Source organism: Candidatus Chryseobacterium colombiense (genome assembly GCA_029203185.1).
Taxonomy (GTDB): domain Bacteria; phylum Bacteroidota; class Bacteroidia; order Flavobacteriales; family Weeksellaceae; genus Chryseobacterium; species Chryseobacterium colombiense.
Genome location: CP119310.1, coordinates 1743510 through 1764027 on the forward strand (window position 1 = coordinate 1743510; position 20518 = coordinate 1764027).

The following is a 20518-nucleotide window of genomic DNA, read 5'->3' on the forward strand; positions in this document are numbered from 1 at the left end:
AAAATCAAGTAGCTAAAATGAAAACAAATAAAATCATCACTACTTCGCTGACTGTACTCGTAGGAATAATGGTTATTACAAGTGGTCTAATGAAAGCTATTCATTTGCCCTGGTCTGTCGCTGGTCTGGTTAAATTCAATTTGCCAAATTCTGCCACAGTACTTGGATTAATGGAAATGTCATTTGCTATTCTTTTTCTAATTCCAAAAACGATGCGTATCGGCTTTATCTTGCTGAGCTGCTATTTTGCAGGTGCAATGGCAACAGAATTATCCCATGACGGTTCAATGCTTAATCCTGGAATTCCTTTAGCCTTGATTTGGGTTACAACATTTTTAAAAGACCGATCCTTATTTTTGGGACCTTTGAATCGTTAAAATCGGCCTTGGAGGATGAAGTATTAATCATACTATATAACCTTAACAACAGGATCTTATATTATGTAAGATTCTGTTTTTGTATTAAACAAAATTAAATTCAGCTAATCTATTTGCAATAAAAAATCCTATCTTTATCTACCTACTAGTAGATAGATTATGACAACAAAAGAGAAAATAGTCAATACAGCAGCAGAGTTGTTATCCAACAATGGTTTTAATGCTTTCAGTTTCCATGACATTGCAAACGAAATCGGAATTAAAACTTCTTCCATACATTATTATTTCCCGACCAAATCAGACCTTATCATCGAAATAATACATTATTCTCAAAATATTCAAACTGCTTTATTTGAAACAATATCGGAGAAGAAGCCACAGGAAAAACTTTCTCTACTGATCGACTTTTATGTGGATTTAGCAGATAAAGGCCAGATGTGCCCAATTGTTTCTATTTCCTCGGATATGAACGATATAGACCCAAATATCAAATTGGAAGTAGGGAAATTTTATGATTTTCTTGCTGATTGGCTTACATCGGTAATTGTAGAAGGAATAACCAAAAATCACTTTGTAACTGCGCAAGAGCCGCAAGATAAATCCATGGAAATCTTGAACATTCTGGCCATGTTACCTATTTTATCTCGTCTGGGTAAAGGGCGCGAAAGTCTCAATAGTCTTAAGCAGTCTGTTATGGCTAATCTGGTAAATAAAGATATCTTAGATAATCAAATAAGCTTGCAAGCGCAAGAAATCAAACAACAACAGGAAACTATAGCACATCAAGCAGCGGTTATCGCAGCCCAACAGAAAATAATCAATTTATATGAGGCAAATGAAGCTTTAGAAAAGTGGGAACAACAGAAGTAATACTATGTCATATTAGATCAAATCCATAAAAAATAGTAGTATTTTCCTAAGAAAACACTACCAAGAAAACTTCTATAATTTAGCTTGTAGTCTTCGGATTCTTTGCAAACTGAGATCTGTTTAATTCTATTAGTCCTTGGTGTGTAGCCGGCCCATTGCCATTCATAAATTTAGCGATAACAAAATCTCTGATTTCTGCGGCCTTATTCTTATCTGCATCTAAAAGTGCATTGGAGAGATCTTTGACGTCGAGTTCAGTACAATATGCCGGTGTACCTGGTTGATGTCTCCAAGATTCCGATAAAGATCCTGCATCCACTACATCATATCCTGCATCATTAGCCAAACTGGATATAGATTTTTTGCTTTGTTCATCGTCACCCGAAATAGCCATAGCAATTCTGTTTTCCTCGCCTTGCTCCTTTCCACCATTAATCAACGTTTCCGCCAATAAATTATTGAAGGCTTTAATAACAGGGCGTCCTATTTTTTCAGAAACCCAAACACTTTCAACCTTTCCATTTTTTAGTTCCTCAATTTCACCATCACGAAATGGATAATAATTGGTAGTATCTACGATAACTAAATCATCATTTCCTGAAAACAAATCTCCAGATAATTCTGGAACAACCGTAGTCGGAACAGACAATATGAGTACATCAACATCTTTTGCAATATTATTGATGTCGGATGGCACAGTCCCCAACTCATTTGCACGTGCTTTCAGTTTTTGAGGATCACCTGAATTTGCAATCTTAACTTCATGACCAGCTTGTGACATTTTTTTGGCAATAGTACCTCCAATGGCACCTGTACCTATTATTCCTATTTTCATATTTATAATTTTAATATACTGTTATAATTTACTTCCAATATATGCTGTATAGATGAGCCCGGCGCAGCTTGCAAACCTAAGAAGGAAGATATTTTTACAATTGAACTAATTCTTGCGTTAAGCATTGAAGAATTATCGTTTTCATTCACAGAAAGTTTTCATCTGCATTTATAGCCAACTGATCTTTATTTGCGAACTTGCGTGCGATACCAGCATAATTCTTTGGCCAACATACCTAAATGTATTATTCTACCCCGATTTTTCGTTGTGCCAAACATATAACGCCACTTTTACAGTATAGGTAGCTATTATTGTTATTTTAAAAAATCCTCTTCTACCATAGCATTATTTAAAAATATCCCAGTATTATTCCCTGTTGATACAGCATAGGATACAGCGCGAAGAGGATTGGTATTGTCCCCACAGGCGTATATGTTATCCACTGTAGTTTTCTGAAATGAATCAACCTTGATAAGTCCTTGCTCTGTCAATTCACAGCCCAATAATTCCGGGATTTTACAATGTTGTTCAAATGGAGGTCTTGAATAGATAACTTCTAACCCAAAAGTCGAATTGTCTGAAAATATGATTTCTTCAACGACTCCGTTTTTGTGTTTCAATGAGGTAATTTCCTTTTCAACTATTGAAATATTATGCCTTTTGATTTCATCCGTCTGTTCTTGTGTTAATTCCGACTTTCCATTGGTAAATATCGTTACATCTTTTGTCCAGTTATGGATAAGTCGAGCTAAATGAAATGCACCATATCCATTTGCAAAAATTCCTGTTTTTTGATCCTTTACTTCATATCCGTGACAATATGGACAATGAAGCACTGAAATACCCCAACATTCAGAAAACCCTTTGATATTTAGCATGGTATCTTTTAAGCCAGTTGCAAAAACCAATTTTTTAGCTGAGAGCAATTTTCCAGATTGAGTTGAAACCTCAAATCCTTTTTCAGTTTTAGATACACTAGCGGCACTATCATTTATAAATTTTACGGTGTCGTATTTTAATACTTCCTTTTTTGCCCTTTCTGCAATAACGTTTGGCTTTTCGCCATCTTGGGTAATGAAGTTATGTGAATGAGGTGTTTGTCGGTTACAAGGCAAATCACTGTCAATGATTAGAACACTTCTTAAAGCACGTCCCAAAGCCATAGCTGCCGAAAGTCCTGCATAGCTTCCACCAACTATAATTACGTCAAAATTTTTATTATCTGTCATTTCATTAAAATTTAAAAATGATGTTAGTGTTAAAGGTAAAGCTAAAGCCGATAAAGCAATCCCACCCTGTTTGATTAGTTCTCGTCTTGATATTTTTTTCGTTTCAATAAGCACGCCCTGTGAGGCAATCCCATCGTAAATATTATGTTTCAGTAATTCTGATAATTTAATAAGTTTTTCAGTATCGATGGACGGGCTGTCATACATCTTCTTTAATTGATCCTCGCTAACACCAATATAGGTTGCATTATACTTTTCCGCCAGACCGCTTTCATTTACCTGCCCCTTTATTAAGTTACCTGAATGGCGTGAACTGATATGATATTTATATTTTGGTCTGCCTGTTTCCATACATGTACTTTAAATGATCTAAGATTATTTTCTATAAATAACAGTCACTAAACATCGTTCAAATGTATTAAAAATTTAGATCCAAACAAAATTTGGAATTAAAAGTTGAAAATCATTATGGAATCATATTTAACTACCTCAATTAAAGGTTTTTAATAAATAAATTCATCAATAGATTTGTCATAAATAATAAATTTTTACAATATTTTTTGGTTTATTAAACAGTGTTCAATAAATTTGCAGCATCAATAATTTAAATTTTTTATAAAATGAAAAAAGCATTAGTAACCGGAGCCAGTGGAGGTATTGGCAAGGAGGTTGCAAAACGGCTGGCAGCAAAGGGATATCATCTGACCCTGGTCGCACGCAACGAAGAAAAGTTAGGTTCCCTACAAGAGTCTTTAGGACGGGACCGTCATCAGATCCTGCCCCTTGATCTAACAAACAAAGAAGACATAGTCTATCTCAGTAAGCATTTAACAGAAAATAAGTATGACCTCTTGATCAATAATGCAGGTACAGGTACTTATGGTAAATTCGTTGAAATTCCATTAGAAGATCAGCTCGAAACGATGACACTCAATATGGAAACGCTTGTTTCCCTCTCCTATGCATTTTTAAAGCATGCAAAATCTGGCGATGCATTGATCAATATAGCTTCGCTCCTAGCACATTCATCATTACCAGGAGGAGCTGTGTACGCCGCAACAAAAAGTTTTGTAGCCAATTTCTCTGAATCGCTGTGGTACGAATTTAAAAATAAGGGTATATTTGTTGCAGGCTTCAATCCAGGGGCTGCGGACTCGGATTTCCACCACAATGCAGGAAGGGAAACCAGTGCATTTCCTAAATTTGTTGTCTCTTCGGTAGCACAAGTGGCTGAGGAACTAATAAATGCATTAAATAATCGAAGCAAACCAAGAATTGTTCAGGGGTTTAAAAACAGAATGATGCTCTTTGGTTTCAGATTACTCAGTAGGAAAGCCGCAGTTAATATTATGGGTAAAATAAGTCCCGGAATTCCCCATTCATAGAAGGATTCCAAACAAAAATTTTTAACGATTCATAGTGATCATAAAATGAGTATAGCAGAAAGAAAACAGGAAGAAAAACAGGAAATGCATCAACGAATCCTTAACGGGGCACGAAAGGTATTTCTTGAAAAAGGCTATGAAAAAGCAAGTATGCGCAATATTGCCAATGAAATCAATTATAGTCCAGGCACAATCTATTTTCATTTTAAAGATAAAAGCGAAATTTTTCAGGAACTTCACAATGAGGGCTTCACATTACTGGTAGACCAACTAAAAGTACTGACCAGTGTCGCAGATCCATTTGAACGCCTGAAGGCGACTGGCCGTGTATACATTAAATTTGCACAGGAGAACAAAGATTATTATAATCTTATGTTTATGGTAAATGAAACCGTGGAAGCCCCTACCGAAGGTAAGTTCCAAATAGCACAGGAAGCCATCAATCATCTACATGCTGTGATATCTGAATGCCAGAAACAGGGAAGATTTAAAGATATGGACACCGACTATTTTACATTTATGATTATTTCTGCAATGCATGGCATATGTGCTCTATTTTGTAAGGATCGTATGGCAAATTTTGTAGACAAAACAGACGATGAGCTTATGGAAAACGGCTACGAATGTTTTGTTGCTTTGCTTGAAAAGGGCTAGGCCTTTTTTTTACCCTATTATTGAACAGTGTTTAAAAATATTACAATGATTAATAAATTTCATAATCGAAAATTTTTATGGCCGGTTTTATTGGCTATATCGCTTATCACTGCGCAAAAGATCAGTGCACAAAGCAGACTTGACCTCTACATTTCAGAAGGTCTTGAGTCAAACCAGAGCATTCATCAGCAGAATTTCATGCTTGAAAAGAGCATATATGCTCTTGGCGAGGCTAAAAGCCTTTTTAAGCCCAATGTCAGCTTTTCGACTACCTATACCAAAGCAGATGGCGGCCGTACTATAGATATTCCAGTCGGTGATATGCTGAATAATGTCTACTCTACATTAAATCAACTCACAGGAACAAGCGCTTTTCCTCAGCTTCAAAACCGCAATGAACAGCTTAATCCAGATAATTTTTACGATGCAAAGTTCCGTGTTACCCAGCCGATCTTAAATGCGGAAATCAGCTATAACAAAAAAATCAAATCCAAGCAGATCGACCTTCAAAAAACTGAGGTCCTGCTCTATAAACGTGAGCTGGTCAAAGAAATCAAAACTTCATATTATAATTACCTGAAAGCTGTCAATGCCGAAAAGATCTACCTCTCCTATCGTAAACTCGTACTTGAAGGGGAACGCGTGAATAAAAAGCTTTTTGACAATGGCAAGATCAACCGCACAGCAGTAATCCGCAGTAAAAATGAAGTTTCTAAAATAGATGCTTCAATAGTCACGGCTCAAAAAACAAAAGAGTCCGCGCAGTTCTATTTTAATTTTCTACTGAACCGGCCTTTATCGGACAGTATTGCGGTGGAGGAAATCACGACTTTGCCTGAGCAGGATCTGTCCCTTATGGACAATGTTTCCGCTCGTGAAGAACTCTCCAAACTTAAAATTGCAAAAGGGATCAATGAAGATCTCACCGGGCTGGCAAAATCATACCTCATCCCAAAAATTGGCGCCAGCATGGATCTGGGTTCGCAGGCTTTTGACTGGAAATTCAATAAGCAGAGCCGTTACTATTTGTTGGGAGTCTCCTTACAATGGGATCTCTTTGCATCGGGTAAAAATACCAATCATATAAAACAGGCCGTTGCAGAGCAACACGCTATTGAGTCCCAGACAGGATATGTCGAGCAACAACTATTGACCGAACTCAGAGTCCGTCAGGCCAATATGCTCAGCGCCATTGCACAATACCAGGCCGCGCAGAGCCAATTGGCGACAAGTCAGACCTACTACAAAGATGTAGCACTGATGTACAAAGAAGGCATGGCCATTTATATCGAATTGCTGGATGCCCAAAATCAATGGGTCGACTCCCAGCTCCAGGCAAACATTGCCCTTTTTGATACATGGATTTCCTATTCGGCCATTGAACGTGCCGCAGCTAGTTTTAACATTCAAAAATAAAAAAATGAAAAAGATTCAATTCGTACTTCTTATTTCAGGCTTATTTCTTCTATCCTGCAATGAGAAACCAAAAGATAAAAGTCCAATTGGTGAACCTGATATTATACCAGTCAAAGTATCCCCTATCTCCTCATTAAATACATCCGGTTCCATACAGGTTACGGGTCTGGTAAGTACAGAAGAGGAGACTAATTATTCCTTCAAGATAGGTGGCGTTATTAGCAGTATTCTAGTGAATGAAGGACAGTTTTTCAGAAAGGGTCAACTGTTGGCAACGCTGAATACAACAGAGATCGCAGCCGGTGTCGCTCAATCGGGATTGGGTGTAGAAAAGGCACAACGTGATTATACCCGGGCAACCAATCTTTATAGGGATAGCGTCTTTACCCTTGAGCAATTACAAAATACAAAGACAGCTCTTGAAGTCGCAAGAAAGGCAACGGAAGCCGTTGCGTTTAATGAACGTTATGCAAAGATCTATGCTTCTTCCGATGGCTTTGTAGCCAAAAAAATTGCCAGTGAAGGCGAAGTTGTTGGTGGTGGTATGCCGGTACTTTTGACCAACTCGGTAAAACAAAATGCCAGCTATCTACTAAAAGTTGGCGTAACGGACCTGCAGTGGGCAGAAGTAAAAATAGGACAGCTTGCAAAAGTTAAACTGGACGGTTATCCTGATAAAGTTTTCCAGGCAAATGTTTTAAGAAAGCTACAGTCTGCTGACCAACAAATCGGTTCCTTTCAGGTCGAATTAAAACTAAACCTTCAAGGTATTGTACCTGCTGTTGGTATGTTTGGTAAGGCAGAAATTGCCACGGACAAACAGCAAACTTCTATTGTTATCCCTTACAGTTCACTGGTCGAAGCAGATGGAAAAAAAGCCTTTGTATTTACGGCAATTGGCAACAATAAAGTCAAAAAATTGCCGGTCAATATTGAAAAGTTTGACAATGATAAAGTTTATCTAACAGGTCAGCTTGAGGGAACCAATAACATTGTCATTTCAAACAGTGCCTATCTCAACGAACAGTCCATCATTAAAATAATCAAATAATTCCTGCATCCGATGAAAATAACAAATTTCGCTGTAAAGAATTATCAGTTTACGCTGATCATATTCGTTCTTTTCGCAGTTGTTGGACTGTTGACACTCTTTACGATGCCTCGATCGGAAGATCCGACAACACATTCACCACAGTATATCATTACTGCTATATATCCGGGTACCAGTCCGAAAGATATGGAGGAACAGGTGGTAAAACCCATTGAAAATAAAATCTATGGACTCGAGAACATTGAAAAGATCCTGACTTCGGTTGAAGATGGAGTCGCTGTCATTCAACCAAAATTTAAGTATGGTGTTGATGTTGACAATAAATACCAGGAAATCTCCACCGAAATCAATGCACTTAAGAATAGTGAGCTTCCTAAGGACATCTATCTCCTCAAGACTGAAAAGGTCGCCTCTTCCGATGTTAAGATTATTCAGGTTGCCCTAGTTTCAGGCACAGCGTCAGCCAAGGTCTTGCGCGATAATGCAGACATACTAAAAACAAAACTGGAAAAGATAACCGATCTAAAAGAGGTTAAATATACGGGGATTCCCGAACAGGAAATCCGGATAGACATGAAGCTGGACAAGCTTGCACAGTTAAAGATACCACTAGCTCTTGTCATCGGAAGTCTTCAGAGTGAAGCAGCCGACATTCCTGGTGGAAGCATCAACCTGGACAGCAAGGTATTCAATGTAAAGACGAGCGGCAAATTCAAAAATGTGGATGATGTTGCCAGCACGGTTATATACAACGCCAATGGCAAGATTGTTTATCTAAGGGATGTGGCTGATGTAAGCTATAAAGACGGAACAGTTAATCACATTACCCGTCTCAATGGACATCGCTGTATCTTGGTTACAGCAGCCATGAAGGACAATGTCAATATCAGCAAGGTAAAAGATGAATATATGCCTGTACTGGAAGCGTTCAGCAAAGATCTTCCTGAAAACATCGGGATGGTCAAAAATTTTGATCAGGCAGACATGGTATCCAAGCGATTGGGGCATCTGGGATTTGATTTTGGTCTTGCGATCCTATTGGTCGTTATTACCCTGCTCCCACTTGGGTTCCGTGCATCATTGATCGTTATGATCTCCATTCCATTATCACTTGCCCTGGGATTAATTGCTATGAACCTGATGGGCTACTCGCTTAACCAGCTGAGTATCGTAGGTCTTGTTGTAGCTTTAGGACTGTTGGTTGATGATAGTATCGTGGTCGTGGAAAATATAGAACGGTGGCTTAGGGAAGGGCATTCAAAAAAAGATGCTATTTTAAAAGGAACCCAGCAAATCGGCGTCGCTGTGGTCGGCTGTACAGCTACACTCGTCATTGCATTCCTGCCCCTCGCTTTTCTTCCTGATATTGCAGGTGAGTTTATCCGAAGCTTACCCATTGCAGTCATCACCAGTGTCCTTGCCTCAATGCTTGTAGCACTTACCTTAGTTCCATTTTTGGGTAGCCGGATGCTGAAAACACATACTCATGGTGGCGGGAACTTTTTTCTGCAAAAATTGCAGCAGTTTTTAAGTTTCTCTTATCGCAGAATAATGCCTTTAGCACTTTCCTGGCCGAAGGTCACCGTTGGAATTTCTATCATTTTGAGTGTACTTGCCTTTCTACTATTTCCATTGGCAGGGTTTAAGCTTTTTCCGACATCTGAAAAACCGATGTTCCTGATCAATATCAAATTACCTTTACAGGCTAATATTCCTGAAAGCGACCGCGTTGCTAAACTTGTAGAAAAGGAATTAAAACAGCATAAAGAAATTGTGTATTTCACTTCCAATGTAGGAAAAGGTAATCCGCAGATCTATTACAATGTACATCAGCAGGATATCAAGCCGGATTTCGCACAGATATTCGTACAGATGGATGAGGAAGCCAACCCTAAATCCAAACAGGAGCTGATTAAAACACTACGCAAAAAGTTCGCTGATTTTCCGCTGGCCAGGATTGAGGTAAAGGATTTTGAACAGGGAACTCCTATTGAAGCAAATATTGTCGTGCGGATATTCGGTGAAAATCAGGATACCTTAAGAGCTCTTTCTTTTAAAGCCGAGGAAATCTTACGGAAACATCCGGGAACATTCTTTGTAAACAATGAGCTCAATGCCTACAAATCCGATGTGAAAGTAACTATTAACAAAGAAAAAGCGAGGACTTTGGGTGTGCTGACCAGTGATGTAGACAAGGTGATCCGTATGGCGGTAGCCGGACTCAATGTCGGTGATTATATAGATGACAGAGGCGATTCGCGGAATGTAGTAATAACGCTTCCGCGCGAAAAGTTCACTAATCTTGATGTGCTAAAGGGACTCTATGTCAACAATCTCCAAGGAACACCCGTCCAGATTGACCAGATTGCCACTATTGGTTTCGAGACCTCTCCTACAGCGATCAATCATTTTAACAAATCAAGATTTGCCAAAGTCACTTCGCTGACCAAGGACGGTTTCTATGCCAACGATATTCTGAAAGATATTGTTCCCCAGCTCGATAAAATGAAATTACCTCCCGGCTATTATTATAAATTATCCGGTGAAGCAGAATCAGAAGGTGATGCTTTGGGTGGAAATTTCCTTTCTGTGATTTTGCTGAGCGGTTTCCTATTTGTTGGTGTACTGCTACTACAGTTCAAGACATTCAAAGGAATTATTATTGTGCTGTCCATTATTCCACTGGGTATTCTTGGCGGAGTAACTTTGTTATTGTTAACTGGCAATCCGATGTCACTGGTATCCATTATCGGTTTTATCGGCCTTTCAGGAATTCAGGTAAAAAATTCACTCTTATTGGTGGACTTCACCAATCAACTGCGCCTAGAGGGGCATAGTATTGATGAGGCAGTAAATATGGCTGGTGAAACCCGTTTTCTACCGGTTGTGCTGACTTCGATCACTGCAATTTGTGGACTGCTTCCGATTGCCTTAAATCCAAATCCACTAATTGCTCCGCTAGCTATTGTGCTGATAGGAGGACTGATAAGCTCTACTATACTGTCTAGGATTGTTACTCCGGTAATGTATAAATTAATTCCACCACAATTGGAAGCGGAAGAGAAGATTTAATACTCAGAAAAAGTGATCTACTTTATATTCGTGTAAGAAATGGCTACCAATTGGTAGCCATTTCTATAAATACTTTTTCATTTAAACTATAATTACAGAACGATTTATCTTTAGAGAATTGTACTGTATTTAGCTACAAATTGCTCAAACTTCCGATCTGTATTGCGTATGATCGGCCCGTGACCGAAACAGATAATGGCCGGGTTCAGTTTAGCTAACTTCTGGAGTGATTTTAAATTGCGCTGTTGATCTGAGGTGAATATGTTTGGCGGAAGTCGCAATCCGGTCACTGTCGTAAGCAGGTTCATATTTGTTGCGGCATCACCGATTATCAGTACACCATCTCGCTCACGGAATAAAGAAATATGACCTGCCGAATGTCCAGGTGTTTCAATTACCCGAAAGTTTCCGATCATATCATTCTCAACGATCGTCCCCTGGACCTTATGCCCCTGGCCTGCCCAATATTTTTGTTGAAATTTTGCGATCAAATGTTTCGGGGATGGATAGTCGTTGGTTACGAGACCCGTTTCGGTTCTAAAGACTTCACCTGGATGACAGAATAAGGGTATCACGAACTCAGCACAAATCTGGTCGCTACAGCCCTGATGGTCTGCATGCGCATGCGTCAGTATATGTTGGTAAACGGGAATTTCCTGGAGCGCTTTCTTTACCGTAGAATATGAACTCCGTATTCCGGAGTCTACCAATACACCTTCGATGATATAGCAGTTTATACTGTCTCGTGGCATAAGGGAAATTTGGAACACTTCCGGAGCAATTTGACGTAACATATTTTTTTGTACAAATCTACACAGCTAAGCAGATCTGCCTAAGGACATTTGTCCTATAATATGTTGGGTCGATGTATTTGTCTTTTCGCCCGTGTAAGCGATCGCTGTGTAATACCCAAGTACAACGCCAAATCCTGTGTCGATACACGCTGAACAAGAACTGGTTCGCTTGATAGGATATGAAGATATTTTTCTACTGCCGACCTATTATTGTAATTCAGCAGGTAACGTTCCTTTTGGTTATACTCCTGCTCCATTACCGATTTTATAACTCCGTTCCAAGCAGTCACCTCATCTAGCAGATATAGATAGTCTGAATAGCTTATCGCACAGATGATGGTATTTTCTATGGCCCTAAAACTCTTTTTAGATTTTTTCTGCGCTACAAATTCCGGAAACGAGGTAGCAAAATCGCTTTCAAACTTGAAACAGGTTATATTTTCCTTTCCTTCATTGTCGAGGGCATATGCTTTTACAGCGCCGCTGGCAATAAATCCAATATGACTACAAGATTCATTCTCACGAATAAAAAAATCACCCTTTTTTAAGTAGATCGGTTTGAAGAACTGTACAGAAAAGTTGATTTCCTCAGTCGATAATTCTCCTGTTGAGGATAAGTAATTTTCAAATACATCAGTCATTTTATAATATTTTCGTTCTCGTATTTTATTCTTAACAGTATGTGGATTTACATACCAATCCCGTTCCTTTTATTTTATTCTTACGACGATCTTTCCTTTTGCTCTTCCACTTGCCACGTGGTTCATAGCCTCATTGGTCTGAGAAAAGGAGTAAACTTTTTCTATGACAGTTTTAATATGACCATCTTCAATAAGTTTTGTAATTTGTTCAAGCTGTTTTCCACTAGATTTCATAAACAGAAATTGATAATCAACTCCTTTCCTCTTTGCTTTTCTCCTAATACCCGAACTTAAAATAGATAATACTGTTCGAATGATCCAAGATGCCCCAATTTCGCGTGCAAATGCAGGTGTGGGCGGACCTGAAATAGAAATGATCTTTCCTCCTGTTTTTACTACATTTAATGATTTCTCCAACGTCTTGTTATCTTGGCTGTTCAAAACCAAATCATAGTCCTTCAAAACAGCTTCAAAATCCTGTGTTTTATAGTCAATTAAAACATCAGCACCTAATTCCTGAAGCATTGGAAAACTTGCTTTTCCCGCTGTAGTGGCTACAGTAGCACCTAAATATTTGGCTAACTGAATGGCAACAATACCAACTCCTCCGGATCCTGCCTGTATAAAAATGTTTTGTCCTTTTTTTAATTTCCCTATTTCTACCAAAGCTTGCCAAGCGGTCAGAGCCACCAGGGGTACACCTGCTGCTTCGTCCATGGAAAGGTTTTTTGGTTTTAAAGCCAAATCTTTTTCTTCAGCTGCTAAGTATTCAGCAAAAGTTCCGATGTGATGGTCCGAAGGACGGGCATACACTTCATCTCCAATTTTAAACTTTGTAACTTTTGAACCTGTTTCAATGACAATACCTGCCAAATCGTGACCTAGAATAAAAGGCGTTTTATAAGGTAAAATCATTTTGAACTCACCGGACAAAATTTTAGAATCCAGTTGATTAAGTCCTGCTGAATAGATTTCAACCAGGACCTCAGCTTCTCCTATAGTAGGCATGCTAACCTCACGGAGCGTAAGATCCTCTTTTTTACCATAATTTTGAACTACAAATGCTTTCATAAGTTTTATTTTATTGGATAGATTGATAATGCTCTTTCTTATTGACTAACTGATAGGCTTTATCCGGTGCAATTCTGTTAAGGAAAAATAATGATTTTGAATTACCTACACGAATTGTCATCACATCTTTTTCAAGTCCTTTAATAAGTTCATTGACAAATAGACTACTGGACATCTTTTTATCTTTTCTTTCTGCAACCATATCGGTATCGACCAATGGTGGAAGTAATTCGAAGACCTTCACAGGACTATTTATAGTTTCTAAATGTGATCTTAGAGACTTGGTGTAAAAAGATAATGCTGTTTTTGTCGCTGAGTAAGTAGCTTCCAAAACAGAAGGAACAATACTGAGGATAGAAGTTGTATTGATAATCGCAGCTTCATTTCGGGACTTAAGCATATCCATAAAAAGATTATTTAATCGTATGACTCCAAAATAGTTAACTTCCATTTCATAAATAGCTCCCTGCAAATGTTTATCGTTCGGGATACCCAAATTTAACGGAGCAACACCGACTCCCGCATTATTATACAAAATATCAATACCTCCGAGATTATTCACTTTTTCAAAAAGCGCAATTGCATCTTCCTGTTTTGCTACATCAGATTGGATGATTATTAATTCGGGATATACTTTTTTTACTTCCTCTAGTTTGAGTAAATTTCTCCCGGTAATAATTACTTTATTACGAAGAGCCAAAAACTGTCTTGCTGCTTCCAAACCTATTCCAGAAGTACCTCCCGTAATCAGTATTGTTTTATTTGTTAAATTCATCACCTTAAAATTTAAAATGAAATATGCCAATCATCTGTATTTTCAATTTTAAAATGCAGATGATTGGTACTATTAATTTTATGCATGGGCTAATTTCGACATTGCTTCACCGATCGCTGTTGCATAGATCTTGGTATCTCCTACCGGAATATCAAATAGGTTTGTTTCTAATCCAATCAATAGCTCATCTGCCACTTCACTTGGATCAATTCCTGCTGCTCCACCTATTTCGGCAGAAAATTCCGTATTGACTAGTGGAGGATAAACTTCATAGATCTGAAGATTTTTCTGTTCTTCATAAGTTTGTCTTAAAGCAGTTGTATAGCTATGTAACGCTGCTTTAGTCGCTCCATAAGTTGGTAAGAATTTATGACTTCCATATACTGCTATGGATGATACATTCACAACAGCAGATTCTTCTTTTTCTAATAAGTGTGGAACCATTAATTCTGTAAAATGGATGATTGCAAAATAGTTGGTATTCATTTCGATCAATGCTTTTTCGTGTGCATTGGTTGTTTCACTAAGCAGATATCCAAAAGCTGCTCCGGCATTGTTGATGATGATATTAACATCAGCATGATTCGTTTTCAAGTCTTCTGCAATACGAATTCTGTCTGCTTCCACTGATAAATCACCCTGAATTGCTACTGCATCTTTCAACTCCGTTAAAGCTTTTTGAAGACGTTCTTCATTACGACCATTGATGATGATTTTATTTCCGGCAGCATTTAGTTTTTTAGCAATTGCCAATCCTATTCCCGCACTTCCACCACTGATAAATATGATATTTCCTGTTGTTTTCATTTTGATAGAATTTATTTAATATTGTATGATACTTTGTTTATGTAATAATTTATTGGTTAAGAAAAGGATAATCTGTATACCCCTTTTCTCCCGGTGTATAGAAGGTTTCCTGATCGGGAGTATTAAGTGCTGAATCAGTTTGAAATCGCTCGACCAAATCCGGATTCGCAATAAACGGAACTCCGAAAGATACCAAATCTGCATCGCTATCTTCCAAAACCTGTGTTGCTGTCACTTTGTTAAAAGCACGATTGATAATAATAGTGCCGTTATAAATTTTCCGGAAATGTTTTGCCACTTCCTGAATGGCATTTTCATTACCTGTAACATCTGTAAAAGGCTCTATTAAATGTATGTAAGCTAAACCATAATCATTTAATCGGTTAACGATATAATCATATGTTGCAATTGTTTCATCATCTACAGAAATCCCCATGATTCCATTTAGAGACGGATTGAGACGAACACCTACTTTTTTGAGATCAACAGTTTCTTTGATAGCCTCTAATATTTCAAAAAGAATTCTGGCACGATTTTCAGCTGAGCCTCCATATTCATCGGTTCTATTATTAGAATTTTTACTGAAGAATTGTTGTAAAAGATAGCCATTTGCTCCATGTAATTCTACTCCATCAAAACCCGCCTCAATCGCATTGATAGCCCCTTGCCTGAAATCATCAACCGTTCTCCTGATATCTTCAATCGTCATTGGCTGCGGAGTAACTGTAGGCCTAAAGCCTTCTGCTGTAAAAGCTTTTTGCTCAGGATTAAAATCCGAAGGAGCTAATGGTAATCTCCCTTCGTGCAAGTCAGGATGAGAATAGGCTCCTGTATGCCACAACTGAGCAAAGATATTACCTCCATTTGCATGCACAGCTTTGGTCACTAGCTTCCATCCTTCTATTTGTTCATCTGTGTAGATACCCGGAACGTTAATAAACCCGATTCCTTCCTCACTGATAAACGTACCTTCAGTAATGATAAGTCCAGCTGTTGCACGCTGAGCATAATAAGTTGCTGTCAGTTCAGTTGCAACATTTCCTTCGTTAGCAGAACGGGCTCTTGTCATAGGAGCCATTACCATTCTGTTATTGAGTTTCTTTCCACTAAGCTCGTAGCTTTCAAATAATTTGTTACTCATATCTTATTTTGAATTAATTTCTATTATTTACAAAATATACTTTTTAGTATATTTTGGGTCAAAAAAAATTACAGCGTATAACGCTCTAATTCTTTCTTAAGGTCTTTTATAAGTTCGATCATTAACTTCTTATTATCTATAGTTCTGCTAACGACAATTCCTCCCTCCACTGCTGACAATATCTTAAAGGCAAAAACTTCTGCATTGAGTTCTTTTGAAAACTCACCATTAGCAATACCATCCTTTAAAATAGTTGAAAGCCCTAGCAATCCTGTTTCTAGAACTGTTGCAACTTTCTTTTTAATAGCCGGAAAATGATCATCTGCTTCCACGGCAGTATTAAAAATCGGACAGCCGCCGGCGATATAGGTATCTATTGGGTTCTTATGAAAATCGAGATACAGAAAGATCTTTTCTTTTGGGGTTTTACCCTGGGAAACGATACCAGCCAGCTTTTGTGACATTTTTTTTAATGAAAACTCTATAACCTGTTCAGATAGATCATCTTTTCCATTAAAATGTCCATAAATACAACCTTTTGTTAATTTGGTCGCTTCCAAAACCTCATCTATGCTTACGCCAGAAATTCCCTTTTCATTATAAAGAGGGCTTGCCGTTTCTAGGATAAATAACTTCGTTTTTTCTGCCTTTGTTAACATCATTCTTTAATTTACTCTGCAAATATACTAAAAAGTATATTTTAAAAGCAAACAAAATATACTTTTTAGTATATTTTAACATATCTTACTTAAGACAAGTCGTTTATCTAGCTCCATCCTTCTCGGATTAAATACCTTAGATTTAATTTGTATATACAACTACGTACCTTTATCAATACTTCTCATGTCAAAGGTAGTTTTAGATTAACACAAAAAAACTTTTTCATAAAGAAGAATCATGGCATTAATTTGAATCTGCTTAAAATCGGGCTTTTGAACAATCTTGAAGAGGATAGTTCTGATATGTGTAGAGATCAACACTTAAGATATTCAAATACCGAGGAAATCTTAAATGTTTTATCTTAGTTATCCATTTAACTTTTTCTTTACAACTGAATTAAATGAACTGCCTACTCTAAATAATACAAACAAAGCATGATTTGCATAAGCATTGTCAACTACTCGTCTGGTAACAAGATCATACTTCAAACCGTTAAAAACTTTTTTCTCATCTTCTCCTCTAATTCCTAATAAATTAAAAGTATCATCCGATATTGGTAGATATTCTGCTTTACCTGTTTTATTTTGGTTAAATAAAATATAAAAATTACCTTGTGTACCTTGGATTGAGCCCCACTTCAGACTTTCAATATCGGAATACCGTACACCTGTTAATGCAGAAAATAAACCTGCTTTTTTAACCAAAATTGATTTACACTCAGCCTCAACCATCCTTTGAAGTTCGTCTAAAAAAAGGAATGGTCTGTGAGTATCCTTTATTTCAATATTACTAATGATATTACCCAGATCCGTTAGAAGATAATTATTTCTATAAGCTCTTCTAAGAGTACTTTTAAACTTTGCAAAATAGCATGCTGCAGTATTTTTTGAAATTTTTCTCCGATAGCGGCCTATTGCTGGTGAAGAAAGTAGATAGTTTCCATATTTTTCACAAAAATCTTCAGTAAGACCTCCAAATGGAAAACTATCCCCTGCAAATGCTTCAAGGTAATTAACAGCCATCTGCCAATTATAAGAACATCGTCTTTTATCTGCTTCTTTTTGAAAAAACAATATAAAATTGGAATTTAATCGCTCTTCAGATAAATAATTATATTTAATATTTTGAATATCGATCTGACGCTGTGCCCTAATATGCTCTGCCAATGCAATTGTCTCTCTATTATGTAATTTATCTGCCTCAGTCCTAGCCCTTTTATAGATAAATATTTTTAAATAAATTTTTCTCTCTAACTTTCCTGTCAACTGATCTTTAATGGGAGGGTAAATGTCTAAGTACAAAGTATATCTTCCCTTACTGATCATTTTTTTTCGTAAGGTTACTTTTGTCATGATTTAAATTTCATCTGTTACTAAAAAACAAATTAATAAATCCTAATTTCACTTAAGATAGTATTATAACTATTTTTTTATACCGTAAGCTTCAACACTTTTTAGTATTTCCTTTACAAGAATAGTTTTAGGATCGGAAAAAATCTGGTCAACATCCACTCTTCTAATTCTTGTTTTTCTTACGGAGAGATTAATAGCGTTTAACCGGCCTGTATTTATCAAAGAATAAATCATTCTTGAACTACATTTTAATAATGCGGCAGCCTCTTTTACCGTAAGGAAAACAGGTTGATTAAAAAAGAACTTATTTTGCTCATTATCAACTTGAAATTTCGCACTGTCCTGCCCTCTATTCTTATTTTTAAGTGCAGCTTTATACGCTTTTCTATTACAGCTATGACTACAATATCTCGTTACATTGGTTTTGGCTGTAAATTCATTCCCACAATACTGGCAAATTCTTTTTATTAGGATATTGGAACTCATAATCCGGATTTTTAAACAGAATAAATACAAAAATTTACGGCTGTTTTTCAGACAGTAATGACCTAAAAAGAAAGTCATCCTCTTCCTAACGTAAGGAAATTTCAATAAAACATAATGCAAAATTCATCCCAAAAGATTAAAATTTGAAATAAATTTTAGGACTTACATCAACATTATTTTTCTTAAAAAGAGAATATATATTATAAGGCGCAATAAGATGCAATAACCTCATTTAAAGAACAATAAATGTAATCAGATACAGTTATTTACTGCAATTTTCGAGAAAAATCTACTATCCATTGATGGGGGACAAATGAGGGACAAAAACGTCAAAAAATCAAACGCAAATCATTAAAAAAAAGACTTAAAACACTGAAAATCAATACGATAAAAAATAAAATTAATTTTGGCTTAAAAAATAATAAATAACTGAAAATCAACTAGTTATACAAATCACTTTCCGATACAAAACTTAGAAAAAATATTCCCCAAAACCTCATCATTAGTAACTTCACCAGAAATCTCACCGAGATGTTCCAATGCGTTTCTCAGTTCATAGGCCAACAATTCCGTGGAAATCTGGAAGGAGATCGCTTCTTTTACTTTATGTACTGCATCTAAAGACTTTTGTAAAGCTTCAAAGTGACGTTGATTGGTAATCACCACATTGTTTTCAGAAGCTTTTAACTGCTCTACATACGAAGACAGTTCATTCTTCAGATCCTGAATATTCTGATTTTCTACTGCTGAAATCTTAATAAAATCGAAATCGTGAGTGATTTTGCTTCTGAAAATATCTTCTACTTTTTCATAAGCTGATGGTGAAACTTCATCAATTTTCGTTGCGCAGATAATTAACTTTAAATCATCCCTCAACAGAGATTGTATCATTTCAATATCTTCAGAGAAATCCTGAGTCGCTGCATCTGCTAAGTATACAAGAATATTGGCGTTTTCTACCTTTTCCTTCGCCTTTTTTACTCCAATCGCTTCAATTTCATCCACTGTTTCACGCAAACCGGCAGTGTCAATCAAACGGAAAGCGTGTCCTTTAATATGAAGAACTTCTTCAATAGTATCTCTGGTCGTTCCGGCAATATTACTGACAATCGCTCTTTCCTCCTTTAGCAAAGCATTCAATAATGTAGATTTTCCAGCATTGGGTTTTCCAATGATAGCTACTGCAGTTCCGTTTTTAATGGCATTCCCGTATTGAAAGCTTTCAATCAGTGAATGTAATTTCATCTCAATTTTATTCAAAAGCCCTACCAATGCTGACCGATCGGCAAATTCCACATCTTCTTCAGCAAAATCCAGCTCCAGTTCAATTAAAGAAACAAAATTCAGCAAATCCGTTCTTAAAAAAGATATTTCATTGGTAATTCCCCCTTTCAGCTGATTGATAGCTACTTTCCTGGAAGCTTCATTTTCAGAAGCAATGACATCGGCAATCGCCTCAGCCTGGGATAGATCAATTCTTCCATTGATAAAAGCACGAAGGGTAAACTCTCCGGCTTTTGCCATTCTCGCGCCGTTTTTGATCAAAGTTTCAAGAATACGTTTACCGATATGTGGAGAACCGTGGAAAGCTATTTCCACAGAATTTTCAGTCGTAAAACTTTTCGGAGCCAGAAAAATTGAAAGCATGACCTCATCTATCGCTTCTTCCCCATCTACAAAATATCCGTAATGAATGGTATGAGATTTTTGCTTCTCCAGTTTTTTTGCAGGAAAAGATTTTTGAACGACCGATAAAGCCTCGTTACCCGAAACTCTTATAATGCCTAAAGCTCCTACTCCATTGGCTGTTGCCAACGCACAAATGGTATCGTTATTCATGCTGCAAATTTACGTTTTTTAATTGCAAAAGAGCCATACCCTTTATCTATTACCACGATTTTA

The 20518-nt window shown here is 37.1% G+C and carries 19 protein-coding genes; 7 read left to right on the top strand and 12 right to left on the bottom strand.

All coding sequences use genetic code 11. From position 1 onward, the window contains the following. Nucleotides 1-17 precede the first annotated feature (17 nt). Entirely contained in the window at nucleotides 18-377 is a 360-nt protein-coding gene (locus P0Y62_07665; protein WEK71431.1) for a DoxX family protein, read from the top strand. Between the two features lie 159 nt (nucleotides 378-536). Further along, nucleotides 537-1247, top strand: coding sequence for a TetR/AcrR family transcriptional regulator (locus tag P0Y62_07670; protein WEK71432.1), 711 nt, complete (start codon nucleotides 537-539; stop codon nucleotides 1245-1247). Nucleotides 1248-1326: 79 nt separating this feature from the next. Here P0Y62_07670 and P0Y62_07675 read toward each other — a convergent pair whose 3' ends face one another. Both P0Y62_07675 and P0Y62_07680 read right to left on the bottom strand, forming a co-directional pair. Beyond that, the gene (locus P0Y62_07675; GenBank protein WEK71433.1) at nucleotides 1327-2082 is read right to left on the bottom strand and encodes an NAD(P)-binding domain-containing protein; all 756 of its coding nucleotides are present in this window, start codon (nucleotides 2080-2082) and stop codon (nucleotides 1327-1329) included. A gap of 314 nt (nucleotides 2083-2396) precedes the next feature. Beyond that, on the bottom strand, nucleotides 2397-3311 hold the full coding sequence (locus P0Y62_07680; protein WEK71784.1) for an NAD(P)/FAD-dependent oxidoreductase: 915 nt from the start codon (nucleotides 3309-3311) through the stop codon (nucleotides 2397-2399). A gap of 620 nt (nucleotides 3312-3931) precedes the next feature. Between P0Y62_07680 and P0Y62_07685 the strand changes: the two genes are divergently transcribed. From P0Y62_07685 to P0Y62_07705, 5 genes are read left to right on the top strand one after another with little or no spacing between them, the layout of a single operon-like run. Next, nucleotides 3932-4696 carry an SDR family NAD(P)-dependent oxidoreductase gene (locus tag P0Y62_07685; GenBank protein ID WEK71434.1) on the top strand — a complete coding sequence of 255 codons (765 nt, stop codon included), beginning with the start codon at nucleotides 3932-3934 and terminating at the stop codon, nucleotides 4694-4696. A gap of 45 nt (nucleotides 4697-4741) precedes the next feature. Further along, complete coding sequence (locus tag P0Y62_07690) at nucleotides 4742-5350, top strand: TetR/AcrR family transcriptional regulator (protein ID WEK71435.1); 609 nt, start codon at nucleotides 4742-4744, stop codon at nucleotides 5348-5350. A gap of 45 nt (nucleotides 5351-5395) precedes the next feature. After that, nucleotides 5396-6766, top strand: coding sequence for a TolC family protein (locus P0Y62_07695; GenBank protein WEK71436.1), 1371 nt, complete (start codon nucleotides 5396-5398; stop codon nucleotides 6764-6766). A 4-nt stretch (nucleotides 6767-6770) separates the two neighbouring features. Further along, a complete protein-coding gene (locus tag P0Y62_07700) occupies nucleotides 6771-7817 on the top strand; it encodes an efflux RND transporter periplasmic adaptor subunit (GenBank protein ID WEK71437.1) in 1047 nt (348 codons plus the stop codon). Nucleotides 7818-7829: 12 nt separating this feature from the next. Continuing rightward, on the top strand, nucleotides 7830-10889 hold the full coding sequence (locus tag P0Y62_07705; GenBank protein ID WEK71438.1) for an efflux RND transporter permease subunit: 3060 nt from the start codon (nucleotides 7830-7832) through the stop codon (nucleotides 10887-10889). 110 nt (nucleotides 10890-10999) lie between these two features. On the opposite strand, the gene P0Y62_07710 is transcribed toward P0Y62_07705, so the two are convergent. The 10 genes from P0Y62_07710 to mnmE all read right to left on the bottom strand — a co-directional run bounded on the left by P0Y62_07710 (nucleotide 11000) and on the right by mnmE (nucleotide 20455). Continuing rightward, the gene (locus P0Y62_07710) at nucleotides 11000-11683 is read right to left on the bottom strand and encodes an MBL fold metallo-hydrolase (GenBank protein ID WEK71439.1); all 684 of its coding nucleotides are present in this window, start codon (nucleotides 11681-11683) and stop codon (nucleotides 11000-11002) included. Between the two features lie 53 nt (nucleotides 11684-11736). Next, complete coding sequence (locus tag P0Y62_07715; GenBank protein ID WEK71440.1) at nucleotides 11737-12324, bottom strand: Crp/Fnr family transcriptional regulator; 588 nt, start codon at nucleotides 12322-12324, stop codon at nucleotides 11737-11739. A 69-nt stretch (nucleotides 12325-12393) separates the two neighbouring features. Then, a complete protein-coding gene (locus P0Y62_07720; protein ID WEK71441.1) occupies nucleotides 12394-13395 on the bottom strand; it encodes an NADP-dependent oxidoreductase in 1002 nt (333 codons plus the stop codon). Between the two features lie 10 nt (nucleotides 13396-13405). Then, a complete protein-coding gene (locus tag P0Y62_07725; GenBank protein WEK71442.1) occupies nucleotides 13406-14170 on the bottom strand; it encodes an SDR family NAD(P)-dependent oxidoreductase in 765 nt (254 codons plus the stop codon). Nucleotides 14171-14248: 78 nt separating this feature from the next. Then, nucleotides 14249-14977, bottom strand: coding sequence for an SDR family NAD(P)-dependent oxidoreductase (locus P0Y62_07730; protein ID WEK71443.1), 729 nt, complete (start codon nucleotides 14975-14977; stop codon nucleotides 14249-14251). A gap of 49 nt (nucleotides 14978-15026) precedes the next feature. Further along, entirely contained in the window at nucleotides 15027-16118 is a 1092-nt protein-coding gene (locus tag P0Y62_07735) for an alkene reductase (GenBank protein ID WEK71444.1), read from the bottom strand. Nucleotides 16119-16186: 68 nt separating this feature from the next. Beyond that, the gene (locus P0Y62_07740; protein WEK71445.1) at nucleotides 16187-16780 is read right to left on the bottom strand and encodes a TetR/AcrR family transcriptional regulator; all 594 of its coding nucleotides are present in this window, start codon (nucleotides 16778-16780) and stop codon (nucleotides 16187-16189) included. Nucleotides 16781-17143: 363 nt separating this feature from the next. Next, a complete protein-coding gene (locus tag P0Y62_07745) occupies nucleotides 17144-18130 on the bottom strand; it encodes a site-specific integrase (GenBank protein WEK71446.1) in 987 nt (328 codons plus the stop codon). A 69-nt stretch (nucleotides 18131-18199) separates the two neighbouring features. After that, nucleotides 18200-18616 (bottom strand): helix-turn-helix domain-containing protein, encoded by a 417-nt coding sequence (locus tag P0Y62_07750; GenBank protein ID WEK71447.1) that lies wholly within the window; start codon nucleotides 18614-18616, stop codon nucleotides 18200-18202. Between the two features lie 453 nt (nucleotides 18617-19069). Then, on the bottom strand, nucleotides 19070-20455 hold the full coding sequence (mnmE, locus tag P0Y62_07755; protein WEK71448.1) for a tRNA uridine-5-carboxymethylaminomethyl(34) synthesis GTPase MnmE: 1386 nt from the start codon (nucleotides 20453-20455) through the stop codon (nucleotides 19070-19072). Between the last annotated feature and the right edge of the window lie 63 nt (nucleotides 20456-20518).